This is a genomic window from Vulcanisaeta moutnovskia 768-28 (assembly GCF_000190315.1).
In the GTDB taxonomy this organism is placed as follows: domain Archaea; phylum Thermoproteota; class Thermoprotei; order Thermoproteales; family Thermocladiaceae; genus Vulcanisaeta; species Vulcanisaeta moutnovskia.
Genome location: NC_015151.1, coordinates 2084455 through 2106185, shown reverse-complemented (window position 1 = coordinate 2106185; position 21731 = coordinate 2084455). Strand labels below are relative to the sequence as shown.

General features: G+C 41.0%; 21 protein-coding genes. 9 read left to right on the top strand and 12 right to left on the bottom strand.

Annotated elements, in window-relative coordinates:
• The first annotated feature begins 45 nt into the window (after nt 1-45).
• Nucleotides 46-1449, top strand: a complete 1404-nt coding sequence (locus tag VMUT_RS11085; RefSeq protein WP_148224767.1) for a cytochrome ubiquinol oxidase subunit I — start codon at nt 46-48, stop codon at nt 1447-1449.
• Nucleotides 1421-2734 (top strand): cytochrome ubiquinol oxidase subunit I, encoded by a 1314-nt coding sequence (locus VMUT_RS11080; RefSeq protein WP_237699657.1) that lies wholly within the window; start codon nt 1421-1423, stop codon nt 2732-2734. Before VMUT_RS11085 ends, VMUT_RS11080 begins: the two co-directional genes overlap by 29 nt.
• Here the strand turns inward: VMUT_RS11080 and VMUT_RS11075 are convergent.
• Entirely contained in the window at nt 2715-4232 is a 1518-nt protein-coding gene (locus VMUT_RS11075) for a hypothetical protein (RefSeq protein WP_013605502.1), read from the bottom strand. The two genes, VMUT_RS11080 and VMUT_RS11075, sit on opposite strands and share 20 nt — an antisense overlap.
• A 108-nt stretch (nt 4233-4340) precedes the next feature.
• On the opposite strand from VMUT_RS11075, the gene VMUT_RS11070 reads away from it, so the two are divergent.
• Nucleotides 4341-5273 carry a hypothetical protein gene (locus tag VMUT_RS11070; RefSeq protein WP_013605501.1) on the top strand — a complete coding sequence of 311 codons (933 nt, stop codon included), beginning with the start codon at nt 4341-4343 and terminating at the stop codon, nt 5271-5273.
• 95 nt (nt 5274-5368) lie between these two features.
• The gene (locus VMUT_RS11065) at nt 5369-6754 is read left to right on the top strand and encodes an acetyl ornithine aminotransferase family protein (protein ID WP_013605500.1); all 1386 of its coding nucleotides are present in this window, start codon (nt 5369-5371) and stop codon (nt 6752-6754) included.
• A 4-nt stretch (nt 6755-6758) separates the two neighbouring features.
• Here VMUT_RS11065 and VMUT_RS11060 read toward each other — a convergent pair whose 3' ends face one another.
• Nucleotides 6759-6992 (bottom strand): hypothetical protein, encoded by a 234-nt coding sequence (locus VMUT_RS11060; RefSeq protein ID WP_013605499.1) that lies wholly within the window; start codon nt 6990-6992, stop codon nt 6759-6761.
• Nucleotides 6993-7067: 75 nt separating this feature from the next.
• Nucleotides 7068-7991, bottom strand: a complete 924-nt coding sequence (locus VMUT_RS11055) for a pyridoxal-phosphate dependent enzyme (protein ID WP_013605498.1) — start codon at nt 7989-7991, stop codon at nt 7068-7070.
• A 282-nt stretch (nt 7992-8273) separates the two neighbouring features.
• On the opposite strand from VMUT_RS11055, the gene VMUT_RS11050 reads away from it, so the two are divergent.
• From VMUT_RS11050 to VMUT_RS11035, 4 genes are all read left to right on the top strand, one after another.
• Nucleotides 8274-8726: a 30S ribosomal protein S17 gene (locus tag VMUT_RS11050; protein WP_013605497.1), complete on the top strand. Its 453-nt coding sequence runs from the start codon at nt 8274-8276 to the stop codon at nt 8724-8726.
• A 34-nt stretch (nt 8727-8760) separates the two neighbouring features.
• Nucleotides 8761-9474, top strand: a complete 714-nt coding sequence (locus VMUT_RS11045; protein ID WP_013605496.1) for a TatD family hydrolase — start codon at nt 8761-8763, stop codon at nt 9472-9474.
• 101 nt (nt 9475-9575) lie between these two features.
• Complete coding sequence (locus tag VMUT_RS11040) at nt 9576-9902, top strand: 4Fe-4S dicluster domain-containing protein (RefSeq protein ID WP_013605495.1); 327 nt, start codon at nt 9576-9578, stop codon at nt 9900-9902.
• A 92-nt stretch (nt 9903-9994) separates the two neighbouring features.
• A complete protein-coding gene (locus VMUT_RS11035) occupies nt 9995-10510 on the top strand; it encodes an Lrp/AsnC family transcriptional regulator (protein ID WP_013605494.1) in 516 nt (171 codons plus the stop codon).
• A gap of 2 nt (nt 10511-10512) precedes the next feature.
• On the opposite strand, the gene VMUT_RS11030 is transcribed toward VMUT_RS11035, so the two are convergent.
• A complete protein-coding gene (locus VMUT_RS11030) occupies nt 10513-11175 on the bottom strand; it encodes an orotidine 5'-phosphate decarboxylase / HUMPS family protein (RefSeq protein ID WP_013605493.1) in 663 nt (220 codons plus the stop codon).
• 59 nt (nt 11176-11234) lie between these two features.
• Nucleotides 11235-13130, bottom strand: coding sequence for an APC family permease (locus VMUT_RS11025; RefSeq protein ID WP_013605492.1), 1896 nt, complete (start codon nt 13128-13130; stop codon nt 11235-11237).
• Nucleotides 13131-13357: 227 nt separating this feature from the next.
• Between VMUT_RS11025 and VMUT_RS11020 the strand changes: the two genes are divergently transcribed.
• Nucleotides 13358-14812: an ATP-binding protein gene (locus tag VMUT_RS11020; RefSeq protein WP_013605491.1), complete on the top strand. Its 1455-nt coding sequence runs from the start codon at nt 13358-13360 to the stop codon at nt 14810-14812.
• On the opposite strand, the gene VMUT_RS11015 is transcribed toward VMUT_RS11020, so the two are convergent.
• The 7 genes from VMUT_RS11015 to VMUT_RS10985 all read right to left on the bottom strand — a co-directional run bounded on the left by VMUT_RS11015 (nt 14809) and on the right by VMUT_RS10985 (nt 21729).
• A complete protein-coding gene (locus VMUT_RS11015; RefSeq protein WP_373419228.1) occupies nt 14809-15129 on the bottom strand; it encodes a HepT-like ribonuclease domain-containing protein in 321 nt (106 codons plus the stop codon). The genes VMUT_RS11020 and VMUT_RS11015 overlap by 4 nt on opposite strands.
• 91 nt (nt 15130-15220) lie before the next feature.
• Nucleotides 15221-15631: a nucleotidyltransferase domain-containing protein gene (locus tag VMUT_RS11010; protein ID WP_013605489.1), complete on the bottom strand. Its 411-nt coding sequence runs from the start codon at nt 15629-15631 to the stop codon at nt 15221-15223.
• A gap of 19 nt (nt 15632-15650) precedes the next feature.
• Nucleotides 15651-16211: a hypothetical protein gene (locus tag VMUT_RS11005; protein ID WP_013605488.1), complete on the bottom strand. Its 561-nt coding sequence runs from the start codon at nt 16209-16211 to the stop codon at nt 15651-15653.
• A 4-nt stretch (nt 16212-16215) separates the two neighbouring features.
• Complete coding sequence (locus VMUT_RS11000) at nt 16216-17049, bottom strand: hypothetical protein (protein ID WP_048057049.1); 834 nt, start codon at nt 17047-17049, stop codon at nt 16216-16218.
• A gap of 6 nt (nt 17050-17055) precedes the next feature.
• Nucleotides 17056-17799, bottom strand: coding sequence for a hypothetical protein (locus tag VMUT_RS10995; RefSeq protein WP_148224765.1), 744 nt, complete (start codon nt 17797-17799; stop codon nt 17056-17058).
• A 5-nt stretch (nt 17800-17804) separates the two neighbouring features.
• A complete protein-coding gene (locus VMUT_RS10990) occupies nt 17805-19499 on the bottom strand; it encodes a hypothetical protein (protein WP_148224764.1) in 1695 nt (564 codons plus the stop codon).
• A gap of 4 nt (nt 19500-19503) precedes the next feature.
• Nucleotides 19504-21729, bottom strand: a complete 2226-nt coding sequence (locus tag VMUT_RS10985) for a hypothetical protein (RefSeq protein ID WP_013605484.1) — start codon at nt 21727-21729, stop codon at nt 19504-19506.
• Between the last annotated feature and the right edge of the window lie 2 nt (nt 21730-21731).

Sequence of the window (21731 nt, the reverse complement as noted above, 5' to 3'; positions counted from 1 at the left end):
AATACCTTGATTAATTTATAAGCTTATAGAATTATCAATAATATAATGATGGACCAACCCATACTCGGAGCGCCAACTGACATTAGAGTTGTGTCTGCAGTAGGCATACTGGCCCACTTGTCCCTCGCATCGAGCTTCCTTGGCACCATACTCCTGGCAATAGTTGCGGAATTCCTTTACATAAGGAAACATAATCAATTTTGGTATAATACGGCAAGGACATTCTCGGTAATATCAACGATATTCTTCGGTGTTGGGGCTGCCTTCGGTACCTTGGTTGAGTTTGGCCTAGTCACATTATGGAGTAATTTCATATCACTGATTGGTGAGGCAATAGTACTACCGTTTTACCTTGAATTATTTGCCTTCCTAATAGAGGTTATTATACTACCACTTTATGTATTTACTTGGAATAAGATAAAGAACCAAGTATTGCATTGGATAATAGGTATAGTGGCTGCATTCGGCGGCTACTATAGCGCCTATAATATCCTTGCGGTAATGGCATCACTAAGCATGAGACCACCAGGTCTCGAGGTGATTAACCTATACCAAGCCACTGGACAGAATGTCGTTGGCTTAACGGACTATGTAATTAAATGGGCTTCGCCAATAGATGCTTGGAACATGTTTTGGTGGGGTGCGAATGTTTTCATATTCCACGGCATACTAGCCGTAGTAATACTGACCTGGTCCATAATAGCCGCGATATACCTATACCTCTACATACATGATAGGAAGCCCGAGAGGTTAATGATACTTAAGATCCTTGTACCAACAGTGGCCGTACTAACGGCAATACAGGGCTTCGTAATTGGACACCTTCAGGGCGAGCTTGTACTGCAGGATGACCCGCTTAAGTTAGCAGCTCTTGAGGGTATGTTCTGGAGTGGCCTTAAGATTGATCCACTAACGAGCTTCTTTGCCTATGGAACATTCAACCACGCATTCTGGGGCTACTTCAGTTGGCCGACTTACGAGAGGCCTCCAGCATTCGTGTCTGTCTTCTACTGGGTATTCATGGTTATATTTGGGATACTACTTGGTATCTGGAGCGGTGCTTTATCACTGTGGTACTTATTCCCTGGCTTCTTCGACCGCTTTAGTTGGGCTAAAACATTAGCCAGCTTCTTTGAGAGGAGTAGCGTTTACTTAATGCCTTTCTTTGCGGCCTTCGCATCAATAGGTGGTGCAGTCTCTGCAGAATCTGGTAGGTACCCATTCATACTCGTTCAGGCAGATCCTAATCCAAGTGGTGGTCCGCCAGTAATTACTGGTGTTCCTGTTGGACCCGGTGGTTTGTTGAACCCAACGCTTTACTTCCCAGTTTGGTTAGCAGTATTGGTGCTTATTGTTGAGATTGCGATGCCGTCACTAGCCGTATATATGGTCTACCTATACCTAAGGGGAATGCCAAGACGTGAAGAAGCCAAGGTGGTGGAATACTGAGGTGATGACCATGGTCTCGGCAACAGACATTGCCGTGGGCCTAATCGCCTGGGCCTTCTCAGTACACTTGCCGCTTGTTTACACAGTGCTTGGCCTGGGATGGTTACTACCGACACTTGAGTTAATTGGTTATAGGCGTAATAACCAGGTCTATGTTGACCTAGCCCATAACATGGCCAATTACTTAATTACAGTCTACGCGATTGGTGGGCTCTTCGGCACGATAATAACCGTGTTCCTGGCAGGATTACTACCGATATTCACGAATATAGCTGGGGCCCTCCTATGGCCTGTATGGGGTGTTGCGATAGCCTTTGGTGTTGCCATAGCCCTACCATTCATTGGTTTTTACTACAGGAGTTTTGGCAGGATTGATCCAATGAAACATGTAGTCATTGGCTACGGAATGGCGGTAGCCCTTACTGTCATACCAGCTATGTTTAGGCTCGTATTTGCGTTCATAAATTATCCAGCTGGTGTTGAGGTGTTTAAGGATGAGACATCCCTGGTAGGCTTCACACTGGGTATTAATTGGTCTCAAGTATTCCTAAACCCAACCTATGCACCACTGTTCCTGGCAACACTCTTTGGCGCAATTGCCATGACGGGTATACTTATAAACTCAATATTTGGTTGGAGATATGCAATCGATAAAAGCGAGTATAGACTAATGGGTTACAGAATTAGTAACTGGATAAGCCTAGTATTCGGTGTAGTCTATGCGTTATTCGCTGGGCTATACCTGTATGAGGTTTACCTATACTCACCGACGGTTGCCTGGTCAATACTTAGCAAGCCACCTGCGTACCTTCCCTCAAGTCTCTACTCAGTCTATGAACCAACTATGATATTGACTGGTGTATTCTACATGGACGTAGCCCTCGGCATAATACTACTAATACTAATAGTGCTGTCGTTCAGGTTCATTAATAGGTCAATATCAGCCCTTAAATTGATCCTAGTACTCCTATTAATGACTAGTGCCGAGGTAATGAATGGCTTGGCGCACCTACCCTACGCCATAGTCCCACCGCTATCCGCAGTACCAAAGCTCGTTAGTAATTACGGCTTGCAATTCACGCTACAAGTGGCTAATACCCTTAAGGTCTCTACATTACTAACGCCTGAATTAAATGCCCTAGTGCAATTAGTATCTGTGCAGCCTGGACTACTTTATGGTAGTTTGGTGATATTTGCAATATTCAACGCATTACTACTTTACGTAATTTACGCTGCCTTGTCCTGGAAATGGACGCCACAAATACTTAGAGTTGAGAAGCAGTAATAGTACCAATTATTTTTCTAATTAAAATCATAACCAAATCCCTCACATTTCTCGATATTATCACAGCTATGCCAAAGTAAATAACTAGGGTTATTAATGACGCAATTACTACCTGAACCAGTGAAATAATAATACTTGTATAAAGCGTGAACCTAATCACATGTACAATAAGTATTAGAACAATTATTGATAATAATGATGGTAATGCATAATCCAGGAGCATTACTCTGCCATTAAATATCGACTTAATACTACCGAGCCTAATGAACCTAAAACCCAATGCAGAAATATTGGCAAGCAATGATGAAAGCAATGCGCCAATCACGGCATAATATGTAAATCCCAAGTCCCTGAATAATAGGATTAATGGCACCATCGTTGATAAATACACTATTGTGAAGACAAGCTCCGCCAAGTGCGTATGCAAAATAAGACTTCTTAAGTAAATGCCTGGTCTTATCTCATGATTACTCTCAATATCCCTCTTGTCAATACCTTGCATTACATTACTAATGAACTGATTAACATTACCTAAAACACTATTTATCGCCAATAAAACAATAGGTAGTACTAGTAGGCTTATTTCATTTCTGATGCTCGGTCTTACCAGATTTATGTAAACACCTGGGAACAAAGTTAATGATAACGCGACATACGTAGTTATTAGAAGAATTATAAGGAAGTCCCTATATATTATGTTTGGTCTTCCGCGTTCGAGGAGTTCACCATACGTTACATTAACAAGGGTATTACTGTAACCAAACGGCTTACTAAGTATGAAGATTACATACCAAGTACTCAATTGTGCATAGCCAAAAATACCAATGAACATGGCATCAAGGGACCTAAAGGAATTGATAGCATAACCCATTAGCGGGACCCAGGATGCACTAATAACTTCTCTGAAATATCTACGGGTATTATAAACATTAACATGATATCTCAATGAGCATATGAACGCGTATAGCGATGGTATGAATACTATGAAGAATGATGACCAGAGGACAGCCTGTACTGTCCAACCAAGAAACAATATAACTGGGATAACAATGAATTTAGTAATTGATTGAATAATAGACGTTATAATAAACCTACCTCTATTCTTAATCATTAATATGGAATTCGTTATTGTCTGTATGTATGAGGTTATTTCTGAGAGAATAGCTATGATAAGTACGAGAAATGCGTAGGCCCCCATCTTAGTCCAAACACCCATTAGGTAGGCTATGGTTAAAACCAGTGTTATTAAGTAGAAGATCGTTGACACATTGATGGCTGCTGTAATGTTTAATCCATTGTCCCTAGCCGTTAATCTTGGATAAGCAAATCCAATTAGGGCGGTTGGTAGGGTCGAGAAGGCAATTGTTGCATTTAGTAGTGATAATAAACCAAGACCTGCCGTTGGTATTTTTCTCGTAATGGCAATGTTATACGTAAAGCTACTTAGTAGGGCCAATAATGATGCCAAAACCGCCATCATCCTTGTGCCTCTTGCCATTAACGCTGAATCTACGTACTAATTACTAATTTAAAAATTCCTCGCATGGATAAACGACATTAATTTTAATCATTAATTTTTTCTACGGTAAAGTTCAATAAATGCTTAATGCTGATACTAATACATGGATCGCTAGGACTTGATTACATAATTCATAACGTATTGCCAAATAATGACTGGTTAATATCCATGATATGTCTAGATAATGGTGGCAATACTGGGATAAATATTGAATTAAGCCCAGGTATAAGTACGAGAATTGCATTATTATGGGGTAAAATACTCGATTTAAGGGATGATGATCTAAGGTTATTACTTGATTCACTCACTAGTTCATCAAGGCTCTATGATGCAATAAACTATGTCCTTGAGACATACCTAGATTATAACGCTATAAGGCTTTACTACTTCATGAAGTTAATGAGCATGTTAAATATTTGGGGACCAATGAATAAGGGCTGCATAAGTATCCCGCTTATTGAACCAATAAAATCCCTGGTAACTGCTGCCATACTTGCGTATATCACGGCTAGTAATACCAAGGGCTCAATCATACTCACAACAGATTTTGTAGATGAAATAAAGGACTCACTACAGGAAGTGAGGGGCCTTGGCAATATATATGTAGTGACTAATCACATTCCTCATGATCTAGGGATATTTGATGAATTAATAGTAACCTCATCGTCAATACCACAGGAAGCCTTTGGTAAGTTAATTAGAGTGAGTAGTGGAGTGAGTTCTGAGGTATTGATAACGAAACTTGGATTGAGTGTTGTGAATAATAATTTCGAACTTAATAAGGAGACTTTAAGTGATGTTGACCTGGAGATTTTAAGAACTGTTAATGAGCTTGGCTTTACAACAATGGCCTCATTAATCGATATGGTGTCACAATCAACAGGCACTATTAAAAATAACGTAATTAAGGAATTAATTAAATTATCAAGCATGAATTTAATTAAGGTTAGGTATTTAAATGATGGTAGAGCCATAGTTACGCCAACATTGGCCGGCCTTAAATTATTGATGACTAAATAAGCCTTATTACTATAAATATAACTTATTTATTTAATTACTAACGCTGAAGACCTATAAAGAAGAATTTATTAATTAGATAAATCCTGGTAATGCCGATGCCACCTAAATGGTACTGGTCAATAGACCCAAATAGCGTTCCTAAAATAGTTGTTGAACCACCAGGCCCTAAGGCCCAAGAAGTAATAAAGATGGATGAGTCATCGATAATGCAGTCCTTTGGACGGTGGTATCCACTGGTTATTCGGCGGGGTTATGGACCTGTTGTTGAGGATGCTGATGGCAACCTATACATTGACTTCAACGCTGGTATTGCTGTTATGAATGTTGGACATAGCCACCCACGGATTGTGGAGGCAATAAAGCGGCAGGCCGAGTTATTTACTCACTATAGCATGACCGACTTCTACTACGAATTAATTATTAGGCATGCATCAATGCTTAGGGGTATAGTACCAATAAGCGGCGATAAGCGTGTATTCTACACAAACTCGGGCACCGAGTCAATAGAGGGCGCGATGAAAGTAGTGCGTGGACACTTCAGGAATCAGAGACCATACATAATAGCCTTCCTGGGCGCCTTCCATGGGAGGACTTATGGCTCGATGGCATTGACCGCAAGTAAACCAATACAGAGGTATGGCTTTAACCCAATGTTATCCAACGTAATCCATATACCATACCCATACCCATACAGATGTCCCTTCGGCCAGAATTTAACTGATGAGGAATGTGGTGAGGCTGTTCTTGGTTACCTTGAGGATTGGATATTTAGTAAGATGATTGATCCAAGTGAGACTTCGGCGATATTCTTTGAGCCTATACAGGGTGAGGGTGGTTATGTTGTTCCGCCAAGGAACTTCTTCCCAGGTTTGAGGAAGATCGCTGATAAGTACGGCATACTCCTCGTCGATGATGAAGTGCAGGCTGGGTTTGGTAGGACTGGTAAGTGGTTTGCAATTGAACATTGGGGTGTTGAACCGGACATAATAACCATGGCCAAGGCAATAGCCGCCGGTCTACCACTCGGTGCCATCGTTGGTAGGGCAAGCGTGATGGATCTACCGAGGGGATCCCACGCAAATACCTTTGGTGGTAATCCAGTGGCTTTGGCGGCTGGTATTGAGGTTATTAACGTAATAAGTGATGAGGACCTTATGGTGAATGCACAGAGGGTTGGTGATTACATTAAGAAGAGGTTTATAGAGGAGATGGATCACGTGGAGTTGATTGGTGATGTACGCGGTCTCGGCCTAATGATTGGTGTTGAATTAGTCAAGAATAAGAGAACCAAGGAATATGCTACCAAGGAGATTGAGCAGGTGCTCTATGAATCCTTCAAGAGAGGCGTTGCTGTAATAAGTGCAGGTAAGTCAACGATTAGAATTGCACCACCGCTAAACATACCTATGGAACTCGCCGATAAGGCTGTGAATATAATAATTGATGTTATTAAGAAGGTTGATAGGGAACGCGTTAAGTGACTCTTTAATTGACTAACGCATTCTTCAAAACCTCCTTCTCCTCTTCAAGGTACCACTCGAGTACATAATCATGCCTATCCGCATAATTCCTGGCGTATTCGAAGGCATTCTTCCAGTCATTGTCCTCGTATATGATCCTCCAGCCCTCCTCAATGAGCGATAAATCCTCAGACTTACCACTAACTAGAATCCTACCCATCCTCCTGTTTATGAATACTTTGTATCTGCCAGTCATCATATCACGTATACGTGTACAGGTTAAAAAGTCCTATCAGGTTTTTATTTAAACAGTACATTAAAACTTTTACCAAACTTACGTGGAATTCATGAAACGACTAATGATATCCACGTATTTATAAATATCATCAGGAAAAATCAATAAGTAAGTCACATCACCAAGCCCCTCCCTAACCCTGAGAAAGGCTTGAAAGACAGCACCACTACTAAGGCCGACTAGTAGGCCAGTGTTTCTGGCCACAGTAATAACGCCCTTTACAGCATCCTCAAGACTGACATCAACAACCTCATTAATAATCTCACGAACCCACCTAGTGCCAGACTCAAGCCTCTTGATACCAGGTATTGCGCTACCCGCCGCAGGCTCAACACCGACAATGTAGACATCACCAAACTCATCCTTAAGTCTCCTGGCAATGCCGGTTATGTGCCCGCCAGTGCCAATACCAGCAACTAAGACCTTAGGTGTCTTACCAATACTCCTGAACTGCCGGGCGATTTCCTCACCAGTAACGTGGTAATGGCCCTCGGGATTATTAACATTCTCAAATTGATTAAGGTTAATCGCTCCATTCCTAGCAGCCTCCTCACCAACCCAGTGCCAAAACTCCTCATTAATTGTCTCCCTATCAACTTTAACAACCTCGGCGCCCAAAACCCTGAGAAGAATTTCCGTAGTCTCCGGCAAATACCTCGTAGTATAAGCCCTATACCTATACTCATAAATATTCGCCAATGCGGCCAGGGCAATCGCAACATTACCAGAGGAAGCCTCAAACACAAGGCGACCACGCAATTCGTCATTTAAATATCTACGAAGTAAGAACTGAACAGTCCTATCCTTAATACTCCTACTCAGTGGATTAAAGAACTCAAGTTTAACCCAAACATCGCCAAAACGATCAAACCTCACAAGAGGTGTCGGGTAAAAACCATTCACAAAATCAAGTACACTAGAGAAAATATTATTCTTACCATCACTTCCTGCAAATACCAACACCTGCCATACAAATGGCAAACGAAAAAGCCCTTAATAAACATTATTCCGAAATTCATCGTTGAAGATAATAACTAAGGCAATGCAATATTGTAGTAATCATTGTTGATTATTAGGAAAAGGAGGATGTACGTAATCCCCGCGGCTCGTCCGTCCGCATTCATTGGGGACCGCCACGGTCCTCTCTGGGACTATCGCGGCATTAATAAGTCAATAACCATGCTTATAAGTCTTTGGGTTCCTTCAAAAGAAATTGTTTTAAAGGGGTTATTTGTACGTGGCTTGATGGTTGAGGTCATTGTTAAGGAGCTGCCTGAGAGGCCTAGGCCTGGTGAGAAGGTTCAGCTGCCTAATGGTGAGTTTATTAGGGTTAGGCATGTTGGTATTCCCTGGCTCTTACCGCCTAAGAAGGTTTGTAATGACCCTGAGTGCCCATGGCATGGCTACCTGAGTGTTAGGGGGCATGTGTTTACCGTTACTGTTGAGAGCGTTCATGGCAGAACTGCCACTGTTATTCATGAGTGGTTGCATTATGATCCTAAGTATAAGAGGTATGAGAAGAGGAGAAAGAAAATTCATGTTAAGGTTCCTTCGTGTATTGAGGTTAGGCCTGGTGATATTGTCTACATTGGTGAGACTAGGCCATTGGCTAAGACCATAAGGCATGTTATCATTGGTAAGAGCGAAGATGTGACTGAGGCTAAGTCCCAAGTGCTCAGGCTTGAGCAGTCACAATAATCCTTTAATAATCCCTTAACTTCAATGTAATTCAATGCTTTATGATGCGCATACTCATTTGCACGAGTTCCTGGATAGCAGGATCGCAAAGTTCGTTAGAGAGATAATAATTGCGGCTGTCTCTGATGATTATCCATCTTCAAAGAGGACCATTGAATTGTCGAATACCTATGAGAACATTGTGCCATGTATTGGCATCCACCCTTGGAATGTGGATAAGGTTGGATTTGATGAATTGAGACAGCTTGAGAAGTTGTTGTCTGAGACTAGGTGCATTGGTGAAGTTGGTCTCGATAAAAGATTTGCTCCTCAAACCTTCAATAGGCAGGTTGAGTTTTTCCAAGTCTTCATTAATTGGGCTAAGGATTATGATCTGCCACTTAATATTCACGCACCTGATGCTTGGAATGATGCCCTTGAAATGATTAGGAGGGCTGATGTGGATAGGGCTTTGTTTCATTGGTACACGGGACCTCTTAATCTTATCCAAGAGCTGAGGGACTATGGGTATTATATATCGATTAATGCTGCAATTAAGATTCAGGAGAAGTCCAAGGCCGTGGCTAGAGAGGCGCCACTTGATACGATATTGCTAGAGAGCGATGGACCTTATGAGTATAGGGGTATCACGCTTGAACCTCCCATGGTTAAGGATGCGGCCAGTATTGTGGCTGAGATAAAGGGCATGGGCATCGATGATCTATGGAATACTGTGAGTAATAATTTCTCTAGGCTTTTTAACCTGTAGTACTTACCCTATTTATTAATTGATACTCTATGGCCGAAATCACGTACATGCAGTATCAATAGTAATAGTTATTAAGACCCCAATTAAGGGCTTAATTCCGTATGGCAGAGAAGACAGGACCATTCCAGAAGGTCGTTGTTGATCAAGACATATGCATCGGCTGCGGTGCCTGTGTTAGCGTTTGTCCATACCAGGCGTTGGAGCTTGATGAAAATGGTAAGGCAAGGCTAATATGGGATATGTGTAAGGACGATTTCAGCTGCGTACCAGTATGCCCAGTGAACTGCATATGGAAGACAAGCGAGGCTCCTGACTCAGCAAAGGGCAAGGCTAATTGGTATAGGTTCAGTAAGGCATTGAGTGATGCTGAGAAGAAGGAGTTTGAGGATTGGAAGGCTAAGTATAAGATTACCTGGTCACCTGCATAATGTATTAGACCTCATTTAATCAAATATTTAAAATCAATTATTTTCCTCATGATAGAAAGATTAAAACAGTCTGTTTCTGAAGCCTATTAACAATGATAATAGATAAACTGGATAAGGAAATACTTAAGGAGATTCAGAAAGATGGTAGATTGCAATTAAGTAAATTAGCCGAGATTCTAAATAGGCCAAGAACCACAATAGCCACTAGATTAGCGAGACTTGAAGGCGATAAGATAATAACCTCGTATAGGGCTGTAGTGGATCCATTAAAGGTTGGTTTCTCATTATTAGCCTATGTGCTAATTAGCGTAAGGAGAAGTGCACCAAGTGGTAATAAGTCTGCTCAGGTGCTCCTTGTTGAGAAAATCCTGAAGGATAGTGATGAGGATCCTAAACTTCCATGGATTGAGGAGGCCTATGTAATAACTGGTCATTATGATATATTGCTTAAGGTTTGGGCCAAGGATCTCAGACAACTCAGTTACTTCCTAATTAATTATCTACCGACTTATCCCGATATTGCGCAGACGGAAACCATGCTCGTATTGGAATTAGTATCTGATTGGAAAGATAGGTTACTGCCAATTGATAAGGTATTACCTGACTAAAATCAACACCTTGGATCCTTAATAGCACTTAGTATACTTAAAGTAACTTCCCTCGGTGATTCGCTATTAATTATTGACCTACCAACAATCTCAAAATCAGCACCGCTCGCCGTGGCACAACCAGGCTTACCACCCTGCACCCCAACGCCTGGTGATAATAATTGATAGTTATTACCAACCATAGACCTAACACGTCTAATGATGTTGGGCTTCGTGGCAGGCACAACAAAGCCCGCAATACCAAGCTCAGTACCAAGCTTAACATTATAGTCCAGGTTTAAGTCATATAACTCACCACCAGAGCTCATGGAAATAAGGAGAAAAATGTCAATACCTAAATCACGCGATAACTTAGCTACACCATTTAAATTCTCCCTACCTGTTACAGCGTGCATAATCACACCATTAATACCTAAATCCCTAAGTCTCCTAATGACATACTCATTTATGTGAGCAATATCGCCAAGTTTAATGTCGGCCAAAAAGTACGTATTTATGCCTGAAGTTAATTCCTTAATTCCATTGGGTCCTATATTCAATAATTGAAGCCATCCAACCTTAACAGCATCAATTAAATCCATAATACCTCTTAGAAAGACAATAGACCTCTTAGTATCCCAATCAACATCAAATGCAAGTATTAAACCGTTATGCCTAATGATCATTAAATTATAGATTATGGAGAAAAATAAAAAGGTATTTTTAAATAATCATTGCAGACTAATTATTTCTCCTCCTTAATTACACCCATTTCCTTTAATACAATCTCTAGGTCCTTCGTCAGTATTCCACTATAAACCGACCAGAAGAATAGTGCCAGAGCTATTATGGCCGCCGTCACTGTATCCCATGGGAATGGTAATGGTGGAGACTTCCAAACACTAAATGGTCCAACAAAATCAAGAATTAACACGGAGAAAAGCATCGCAACAGCCCACCAACCGGAACTTATATGACGCTTGCCCTCCTCGTTAGCCCACATACGTATTATATACGTAAAGATCACTGTCACGATTAACATCAATACCCAGTAAATTATGAATGGTGTGAAATACTTCATGCTGAACGTTAAGGCAGTCCCTGATGCTGATGCCGCGTTGTAAGGCACAATTATATCCTGGTAAATTAAGAACCAGGTTGATAAACCCAATATGATCCAGTAAATAATGCCAAGAACTGCAGCGTTTAATCTACGTATGCCAAATCTATTAGCTGCGGTGTACATATAGAAGAAAGGTAGACCAGCAAGTATTAATGCAAATACACCCCAATATGTCGTAAACCCAGCCCAATATGGTATTAAAAAGGCAAATATGAAGGCTAAAGCACCCATTAAATATGCAACTGGTAGTTTAAATGGCCTAGGGGCATTTGGCGCAGTCCTCCTGAGAACAACTACTGAAGCACCTGTAATAATGTATGTAGTTACCGTTGTAGAACTTATGAATGTCGCTAAATAAACCCATGCTGGGTATGGTATTAAGAACAACGCACCGACTAACCAAGCAGCTATTGTAGCCCACTTAGGCACCTTCCACCTATTAAGGTGCAGGAACCAGTCCGGTAGGTGACCATCAGCTGCCATCCCATAGAACGTCCTAGCACTAGTACCCGTATATATCCAGCCTGTACCTGATGGTGATACCATTGCATCAATTAGCAGTATTATTGCGAACGCCATTAGTATTGGTATACCGCTTATTTTCATTATTTGATAAAATGGACCACTGCTCAAGGCCGTTGATGTCAGGTCAGCCCAATCACCAGGCTTTAGGCTTAACTTTGACCAATCAATAGCACCAATGAAAGAAACCTGGAGTAGTATGTATATTGCCATACATATTACGAAACCTATTATAGTACCCCATGGCAAATCTCTCTGTGGGTTCTTAGCCTCACCGCCATACTCAATACCTTGCCTAAAACCTAGGTACGCAAAGGCAATACCCGTAGTAGGTATCGCTAGAAATACTGGTGCCCAGCCATATGGTGTAAATCCTCCTGGCAATGCCGTAAAGTTTGTTGGGTGGAAAAATAGGCCCAGTAACAAGGCAATGGTGAGTATTGGTATTATTAATTTCCACCAACCAACGCCAGTATTTGTCTTACCCATCACATGAACACCGAAATAATTAAGGAGGAAGAAGAATGTTAGGAAAGCAAAGGCAATAAGACCTCCGGTTAATGTTAATACACCTGTTGATGTGACAAGACCAGGGACATACGAGGACATGTATGTAACTACAGCCTCAGCCTCCACTGGAGGCACTGTGATAGCACCAAGTAAGTATGCCCATGCAAATATATATGATGCAAAGCTTCCATGACTATACTGAGGATACCTAACTATTGCACCGGATTTTGGGATCATACCTCCTAATTCAGCAAACGAAAGAGCCACAAATATTAGGAATATACCAGCTATTGTCCAAGATAATATGGCTGCAGGTCCGGAAACACTAGCTGCATAGAACGAACCAAACAACCAACCGCTACCAATTACCGCACCAATCACGAGATATGCTATATCAAACACATTCAAAGCCTTCCTCAATTGTTTATCGGTAGTCTCAGCCTTCTCAGTACTAATCTTAGGACCCGACCCAGTTGGGTTAGACATAACAAAAGTAATATATTTATTTCCTCTTATTAAGTTTTTCCTTTATATTTACATTTTATTGATGTAAAATAATTCGCAGATAAAATGGATTATTCGTTTTACAAATATATTATTTATAGGTTTACCGTAATTTCTGCATTCAATTTATAATCTATAGATACCTTACTCATCATTAGTTATTTATAAGTTCCCTTGAGATTAATTAATGAATGCTTGATAGGTGTTGCATGGAGGTTGGGATAACCACGAGCGGAGCATCAGTTGGGTTAGTTCCGATTCAATTCTATAAGAAGGCTGAGAACCTTGCACTGGAGGAGCAACTTGTCATCATTCATGATCAAACAATGGATGATGAATTACTCCTTGGTGTTATTAGGAATGTGACGAAACTCGAACCGCTCATTAGGGACAGGGTTAGGTCGCCCTTCGTAGATAGGCCTGAGGTCCTTGATCAAACAATACTCATGCCCTTCACCTCAGCCATGGTTAGGCTCTACGCAGCCCTAAAGCCGAGTACTAAGTCCGTGCTTGAGGTTAGGCATGTACCAACGCCAGGCTCTAAGGTCTTTGTTATTAAGGATGGTAGGTTCCTTAATGACTATGTTAAGTCAAACCTACCAATAAATGTTGGTAGTCATAAGTACAGTGGCTGGCCCATTAGCCTAGATGCTGGTTTTGTTAATCAGCATGTTGGTGTCTTCGGCGCCACTGGTGTGGGTAAGTCTAGGCTTGTTAAGGCCCTTATTGAGGAGTTAATTAGGGTTGGGAAGCACATAATAATCTTTGATCACAGTGGCGTTGATTACGCTCCATACTTTAAGGATAGGGTTATTACGTCCAAGGAGATTGCCATCTCACCACCAACAATAGCCTCCGTAATTGCTGAGAAGGCCAGGCTTAATTGGCAGACTTTCGGTGAGTATCTGGAGGTTGCCGTCATTACTTATGTAAGCGGTGATAAGAAGATTAAGAGGCAGCAATCCTCACAATTAATAGATTCGCAAATAAGTAACCAGGTAAGCCAGGTGATTAAGTGGGATAAGGCGGCATTCACGAAGCACCTAGTGGATAGTATGAGAGGATTAGGTGCTAGAGATTCGACAGTTGAGAAAGCCAGGTTATTCATTGATTACTTCATAGAGAATGAATTCTTTGATGAACTTAATAAGAGGGCTTTATTACCTATGAACATTGTTAATAGGGCATTAAATTCAAACCTGGTTGTTATTGATTTGAGTCTTGATCCTGAACTCGTGGTTAAGCAGGCAATAATTGCAGATGTAATTGATGCTGCGTGGAAACTCGTCAAAACCAACAAGTCACCGCTGGATTTGGCTTTCATCATAGACGAGGCTCAGAATTATGTACCTGAGAATGAATGGACTATCTGCGGTGATGTTATTGAGACTACGGCTAGGGAGGGCCGTAAGTGGGGCTTATCGCTTATTGTAGCCAGCCAGAGGATTGCTAGGGATATTAGGGCTAGCATCAGGGCTAACCTCGGCACAGTCTTCTTCAGTAGGTTAAGCGCCCAGGGTGATCTTAGGGAGATCGCTGCATACATGGACTTGGCAGATGTAAACGAGGCAACATTGGCTCAATTGGGCACTAGGGAATTCTTCGTGGCAGGATTGATGAACCCACTAAGAAAACCAATACTAATCAGGGTGAGGGATGCCTAGCAATCAATTCCTCGCCTACGTAATTCCTCCACAACCTTAACACCAAGCTTAGCAACCTCTCTATACTCTCTATTGCTTATTATTCTACGAATTATATTCACATCAATAATTCCATAATAATTCCATATTGATGAACCACAATTATTCCTAAACCTAACAACAGACCTATACCTACTAAACTCCTCATTACTTAGCAGACCAGCGCTTACTAACTTATTGCCAGCATCAATATAGCCCTCAACCTCGAATCCCATCGCTGATGCAGCCTTAACCACGATATCAATAAGTGATTTGGCTTGAACTTGCAATAAGTACACCGCAGATAAGTACTTATACACATCATTCAGGTCATCAATACTTAGATTATCCAATAATGATGTATAATAAAAAGAAGCTTCAGCAAACGTTCTACTGAACCCATTTCTTAGTCACCGCATTTATCTGCGTCCTTAGTAAATCAAGCTTCTCAGCATCAATCATAAAGTCGAAACAAGGCTTCAAAACCCTTAACTTAATATCAAGATACTCATCAAAGTCCCGGTAATAAACCACCTTACCCTTACCCAATACATCAATTATTAATGAGCAGGGCAGGTACTCATAATTATTAAGTACTACCAAGCCGATACTCTCCTCACGCACATGAAGAAACCTAGCCAATGCGTACTGAAGGTCTATGTCCTTATCAACATCACCTAACCAAACAGCAATATCCCAATCACCCTTAAACACCCTACCCCACGCCCTAGAACCAAACAATAACGCAAACACCACACCATAATCACTCCACGGAAACAACCTCAAATACTCAATACCCATATACCTAATTTTAAATAAATTAACCCTTACTTATACCTATCACTGCATCACCCAACTGAACCTGGGCGCTGGTCCACGTGCAGGTTGGTACTGACTTCGGTGATACTTGACTCGCCCAGTCAGGATTAACAAGTGTAACTGTAACTAGGGAATTATTGTTTTTACAGTTATATGCCGTTATTTCATAGGGCTGTGCTGATGAATAAACAAGTACCGTTGCGTTTTCAGACCTGCTAAGTGGACCCATGCTCATTGTTACCGTTATATTAGCATAAAGCAACAATGTATTTGACTGCTTCCTTGGATACAGCGTTATACTATAGTTAAGCGCTACTCCCTGTACAGGCACAGCAGATGTTGGAAGCAATAACGTATAATTGAATGAGCCAACAACATCGCCCATGGAGGCTATGGCGATGGCATTCTCAAATTCATGGGTGAGGGCTGAGGATACGAGTGACGATACATAACTAACAGTATTAAGCATATTAACTGTTGTATAATAATTGGTATACCACGTGAAGAATATAACTAAGGCCAGGAGTGCTACCGTGGTTATTACGAAGGCCAGAACGTTCATATAATCACCCCATGTTAATACCTATCCTAATTTCCACAATATATATATTGTTACCAACTACGGTAACTTTACGTAGAGCGGGATTAGTAAGTAGTATATACTTACCGATATTACACTTCTCTGTAACAATTAAATGCCTTACATCACTCAATGAGAATGATGAGACACTCAATATTTTGATTGTGAGAATATTCCTGCCAGTAGAATTGCCCATACTAATAAACACGGGTATGTAGATATAACCGACACCACTATTCAAAGAACCATTAATCGCCAAAACCCTAGGAACCAGGGCTAAAAACGTACCATAGGAAACACCGTCTACAGAACCATACCCAAACTGAACTATGGAGATGAGGGTGCCTGTCAGTGCGAAAACACCTGGTCCAACTATTAATGAGAAGTCACTTGGATTAACCGTAGGATAGCCTATCATATTGGAACCCCTCCATACATACCAAGCACTCCTACTAGCAGGTATTGAGAAATAGTTAGGTGGCACGCCATAAATCAATACACCAGATGTGGCAGTAACGATGTTAGCACCAGAGGCGTTAACGTAAATCTCACAATACGCATCATTAGAATATACGTAATTATAAACACCATACTCGGTGCTCGGCAATGCATAAGTCAAGGACACACCAGGCGACATTAGGTAGGTATCAATATCATCAGCCACATTAGTCAAGAACGACGCAACATAACTAATCGAGTAATAGGCCGAATCATAATTAAAGGACCTCATAGCCACTACCAGAAACATTGCCGCTACCGCCAATATTGTTGCCGTCAAGATTACAACGCTTAATATTTCACTTTGTCCCCTGCTTTTCATTTTCAATCACCCATACTTAATGATTATTTTTATAAGTACTATTTCAATTTTACTAGCACCATTTAACGAATACGATGACGTTACTGAACCACATGAATATGTTATATAAAGTGGATTATTGATAGTAATATAGCTCCAGGACGTAACATTGGCGAAGAACAAACCATGTAGGCTAGAATCAAAGATGACATTTATGATTGGAACATAGATGTAGTAGGTAGAACCAGAGACGAAAGCACCAACCCTCGGGAAAAGGATCACGTAGGTTCCATAAGAAACACCGTTTAAATTACCAGCGCCAAACTTACAAACAGCAAAGAAGCTAGATGATACAGAGTTGAAAATCAAAGAACTACAATTGCTAAACAAACTCTCACTAAATCCGCTAGGTAACGATAGGTAGCTAGGCGATACACCAAATAAAATAGCGCCACTGGAATAGGTATTCACAACTGCGTGCGTGGTATTAACAATAATCAGTTTGCAATAGTTAAATAGAGCACCATATACGCCGAATTGCGTTGTTGGGCGTGGAAATGACAATGCGTAATTCTGAATGCCATTCATAATTGCAGCATTCAAATCCTGAGCCACATCAACAAAGAACGTCTGCGCTTGTGCAAGGGATGTGGATGCGGAGGCTGAGGCAAAATTAAAGCCAGCAATAAGCACAAAAATTGCAGATAGAACTAAAACAACACCCAGAACCAAAACCAAGGAAAGAGTCTCGCTTAAACCTTGACTATCCACGCCCATCACCTCGACAAACTACTTAACCCAATATAAACGAGGTAGTATGAACTATTACCAAGCTGAACAACTGCGAAGGCAGAGGCCGTTGGTGAGAAACCATTGATGGCGAACTTCTCTCTATAGTTAGGTGGAATAATGTTAAGGGCGTCTATGCGCTGGAATTCGTAATTCACATAGATAGGCATGTATTGTGTGGTTGTTGGAGTCCCTATGAACCACAGATCGTAGACTATGGTCGTTGTATTGTATGTATAATTCGTATTACCTTGTGGATTCTGTGATTGTTGTGCAATACTAATGCCTCCTATTGTGACATTAATACCAAGCGCATTGGAACAACTGCCTACAGGAACGCTGGCATTAATGTTATAATTACTTGTCGTAACTAAATCATATAAGGTAACATTAATGTTTAGATAGCAAACGCCGTTGCTTATAGTAGGTTCGATGCCTAAATCAAGCAGGTATAAATAGGAATATTGATTAAGCATTGTTTTATTCAGGATTCCACTACTGCCTATTATATACATACGTTCCGCATTACTTCCGTAAAGCAGCTCAACACCGATAGAACCAACCTGGTACGTACTCAGCACATTCACGGTACCATTAGGATACACAATGTACGGCTCAACTTCAATATTATTAAAGGTAAGCTCAAGGAATGAGTCTGGTATTGCCGTTATCAACTGCCCAATCATGTAGACATGGTAACCATAAGGCTCATATGGCGCATTGACAGTCGCACTACAACCTACTGATGATGGTACATTATAGTAAATTCCATTTGTTAATAACTCAACTAGATAGTTACTACCATACTTAACGCCATTGGAGATACTACAGCTAAGGACGTTGGAATTTACATAATTAATGAACTGCGGCTCATTATTATACGATGCCCCGTATACGGTATTCATTAAATTGCTGAGCCCACCAAGCCCCATATCGAAACAATAGGGCTCACTACAATACGTACCGCTAATAACATTATATGGTAAAGTACCATTTGCGGAAACAACAATATACATGTTGCCAGTAGCATTAACCCAAACAACAGCCGTACCAGTCCTAGGATCAAAATACGTAACCCACCATCTGAGCATCCTGACCTGCCTACTCTCAATGCACGCCGTTATATTACTCATTAAGGACTGGTTTGCACATTGTATGAAGGCTACGTTGGATAAAGGCAGTGTTGTGTTTATGAAGTAATTAGGCGATACTGTGGATAGCAGAAAGTTTAGTAAGTACACGTTTAGCGTTAATTCTGATACGTGTATATCTGTGAGTGGTATTGGTATTGGTGAGGAGTAATTCCACATAGGCACCGTGGTTATGGGTATTAAAACATACTTACTACCCTTAACAATAGAGGACAAGGTGAGCAATCTACCATATGGAATCACCGCAACATACCAGTCATACTGAGGACCAACAATACTATTCATTAAAGAGTCCAGTTCACCCCAATTCTCATTCTGGATAATCGAGAGGAATTGAGGATTATTTATCAGTAGGGAGAGGGCATTCTCGGCATAGGACTCCAGGTTGGACTCGACTTGGCTCGGCAGTTGCGTCGTTGGCGATTTAAATAACATGGGCATTAAGGCTGCTAGCACCAGGATTATTATGGTGGCGATTATTGCCTCCATGATCCTAGCCTGACCGCGATAATGTAAAGGACGATTAGCCATAGCCCTACCACCCCTGACAAGATCCTAAATTATATTGGGTGTAGCCATTATATAGTAATTGATTATCCTCATAGCTGAAGTATATGTATGAATTAATATAATTCTGGTTATTCTGGTTGTAGTAGTAACAATTCATTATCGTTGGGTAAAAGTATGTATATGGCAGCGTTTGATTTGGGAAGTGCTCGTACCCCGTTATCCAATTATACAAGCTGGAAGGATAGGGATTGTTTGGATTCGCAAAGCCAGAACTTTCTGTTTCAGTGGATGGTATTACTTGACCTACTACCATATAACCAGGTGCTAGGTTTATGGCTGTTTCGTTAAATGAGAATATGCTCAATGTTCCCATTGGCGATATATTATCAACCTTTAATATGTTCATGAATGGTAGTGGCTTTACGAAGCCGAGTGTTGTGTATATGGTACTTTCAATTATTTGAGTCATATATAGTCCTGAGTATATCGTTAATAATGTTGGTATTCCTGTATTTATGAAATACGTAACTATTATCAAGAAGCCCGATGTCTCATTGTATATGTACGCCATGTACGGTATTAACGAGGTTGCCGAATACCCGTTGGGCACTGGGTATGTCGGGTTTATCCCCATGGTTTCTAGGGCGCTTGGTGACCACGGATTTAGGATTAGTCTCACGTTGCTATAGTTTATGATTAGTAGGTATTGGGTGTTTGGGTATCCCTTTGGTTTTGGCATTGCTATGTTAAATACCACGGCATTACTCGTTATATTACATACGGTGTAGTTTGCGTTAAATGTCTTTGGACCTATTACTGGCGTTATGTTTAGCCCAGTTATTATTGTACCAAGGGCTGGTTGATTATTTGCCGATACTGCTACGTAAACGTTGCTTGGTAGTTGGTATGTATTGTATAGTTTTATGCTGGCATTTATAACCGCGGCGTTTTGCAGTATTAATGCTGTCCATGATCCAATCTCCTGTCCATGATTTGGATCAATTCCGCTAAGCATATACGCATCATTTCCAAATACTGTATTCGGTACGAATATCAGACTTGGTAGGTATATTGTTGTGCAGTATACGCCGTTTACGTATAGCTGTGCGGTGGGTTGGCTGTTGATTATGTTTTGCCATGTTATTGGTGATGTAGGCTTTACGTATATTGTGACGTTTATAAGGCCTTGATTAATATTGATCGTGCCACATTTAATATTATCATTGTCCCCGGCATATACACTTATGCTTGGCGTATTTGATCCACTAGAACCTTGTACGATTACGCTATACCCTGTCGATGGATAACTTGTTGTTCCTTGAAGTGTTCCTGGCCATGCTCCTAAAACCTGTACCCCTATTTCATAATTATTATTTGATGCTATGGCTTGCGTTACATTAAACACTGCCGATATCTTGAAACCAGAGTTTGCTGCTAACTCATCAATGGGTAACACAAATACGAGTGGGTATGGACCACCTTCTGCCACCCAACCCTGGCCTCTTGTCCTGTATTCATTGCTTGGAAACGCTGTGTATAGTGGTGCCCATAGGTAGTTCGCGTTTCCTGTTGAGTATATGCTTGGTCCTGTGCATGTGTAGTTATCGTATTTGAAGTTGAATATGCACCTGACTTCCGTGGTTATGTTTATTACCTGTGGTTGTGCCTCGCAGGTGCTTGGTGGTGTTATCCATGCTGTTAGGTTTATTCCGTTGTTTAGCGTTAGGTGTTGTATTCCTAGGGTTGGCATGTTGTATGTCGTGTTAAGTAGTATGGCTATGCTTGATTCATTTCCTCCTGAGTATATGTAATTTATGCCCTTTATGTTCAGTGCCCCATAGAATCCAGTTACTACAGATATACTTGGCTTTGGTCGTGCCGTCGGTATCGCTATTCCCGTTGGCACATATATACTATTTACCAATATACTTATCTCCGTGATTATCAATGAGCCTAGTGAGTATGGTACTGGTGATTGGGTTAATGCGTGTAAGTATAGGATTATTCCCTGGGTTATTAGGAAGTTGCTATAGTTTATGGCGTACGTCTCTACTATTCCTTGGGTTAATTGGCCTAGCTGTTGTACAATTATCTGCGGATTCATTTTAAAGGCGAAGTATATACTTCTTTGATATACATAGGCGGGTGTCATTGTGAATATTCTATAAAGCATGGCGAGTATTAATGCCGCAATAACGATTATCATTGCAATAATAAGTAAACCCTGACCCTTATTATGGCGATCTGCCATTT

Bases quoted from the DNA above. Each gene is read 5' to 3' on its own strand.
- VMUT_RS11050 (WP_013605497.1), top strand. From the start codon at position 8,274: ATGGTTGAGGTCATTGTTAAGGAGCTGCCTGAGAGGCCTAGGCCTGGT.
- VMUT_RS11000 (WP_048057049.1), bottom strand. From the start codon at position 17,049: ATGAAAAGCAGGGGACAAAGTGAAATATTAAGCGTTGTAATCTTGACG.
- VMUT_RS10990 (WP_148224764.1), bottom strand. From the start codon at position 19,499: ATGGCTAATCGTCCTTTACATTATCGCGGTCAGGCTAGGATCATGGAG.
- VMUT_RS11005 (WP_013605488.1), bottom strand. From the start codon at position 16,211: ATGAACGTTCTGGCCTTCGTAATAACCACGGTAGCACTCCTGGCCTTA.
- VMUT_RS11070 (WP_013605501.1), top strand. From the start codon at position 4,341: ATGCTGATACTAATACATGGATCGCTAGGACTTGATTACATAATTCAT.
- VMUT_RS11020 (WP_013605491.1), top strand. From the start codon at position 13,358: ATGGAGGTTGGGATAACCACGAGCGGAGCATCAGTTGGGTTAGTTCCG.
- VMUT_RS11075 (WP_013605502.1), bottom strand. From the start codon at position 4,232: ATGGCAAGAGGCACAAGGATGATGGCGGTTTTGGCATCATTATTGGCC.
- VMUT_RS11035 (WP_013605494.1), top strand. From the start codon at position 9,995: ATGATAATAGATAAACTGGATAAGGAAATACTTAAGGAGATTCAGAAA.
- VMUT_RS11025 (WP_013605492.1), bottom strand. From the start codon at position 13,130: ATGTCTAACCCAACTGGGTCGGGTCCTAAGATTAGTACTGAGAAGGCT.
- VMUT_RS10985 (WP_013605484.1), bottom strand. From the start codon at position 21,729: ATGGCAGATCGCCATAATAAGGGTCAGGGTTTACTTATTATTGCAATG.
- VMUT_RS11030 (WP_013605493.1), bottom strand. From the start codon at position 11,175: ATGATCATTAGGCATAACGGTTTAATACTTGCATTTGATGTTGATTGG.
- VMUT_RS11040 (WP_013605495.1), top strand. From the start codon at position 9,576: ATGGCAGAGAAGACAGGACCATTCCAGAAGGTCGTTGTTGATCAAGAC.
- VMUT_RS11045 (WP_013605496.1), top strand. From the start codon at position 8,761: ATGCTTTATGATGCGCATACTCATTTGCACGAGTTCCTGGATAGCAGG.
- VMUT_RS11010 (WP_013605489.1), bottom strand. From the start codon at position 15,631: ATGGGTATTGAGTATTTGAGGTTGTTTCCGTGGAGTGATTATGGTGTG.
- VMUT_RS11060 (WP_013605499.1), bottom strand. From the start codon at position 6,992: ATGATGACTGGCAGATACAAAGTATTCATAAACAGGAGGATGGGTAGG.
- VMUT_RS11065 (WP_013605500.1), top strand. From the start codon at position 5,369: ATGCCACCTAAATGGTACTGGTCAATAGACCCAAATAGCGTTCCTAAA.
- VMUT_RS11085 (WP_148224767.1), top strand. From the start codon at position 46: ATGATGGACCAACCCATACTCGGAGCGCCAACTGACATTAGAGTTGTG.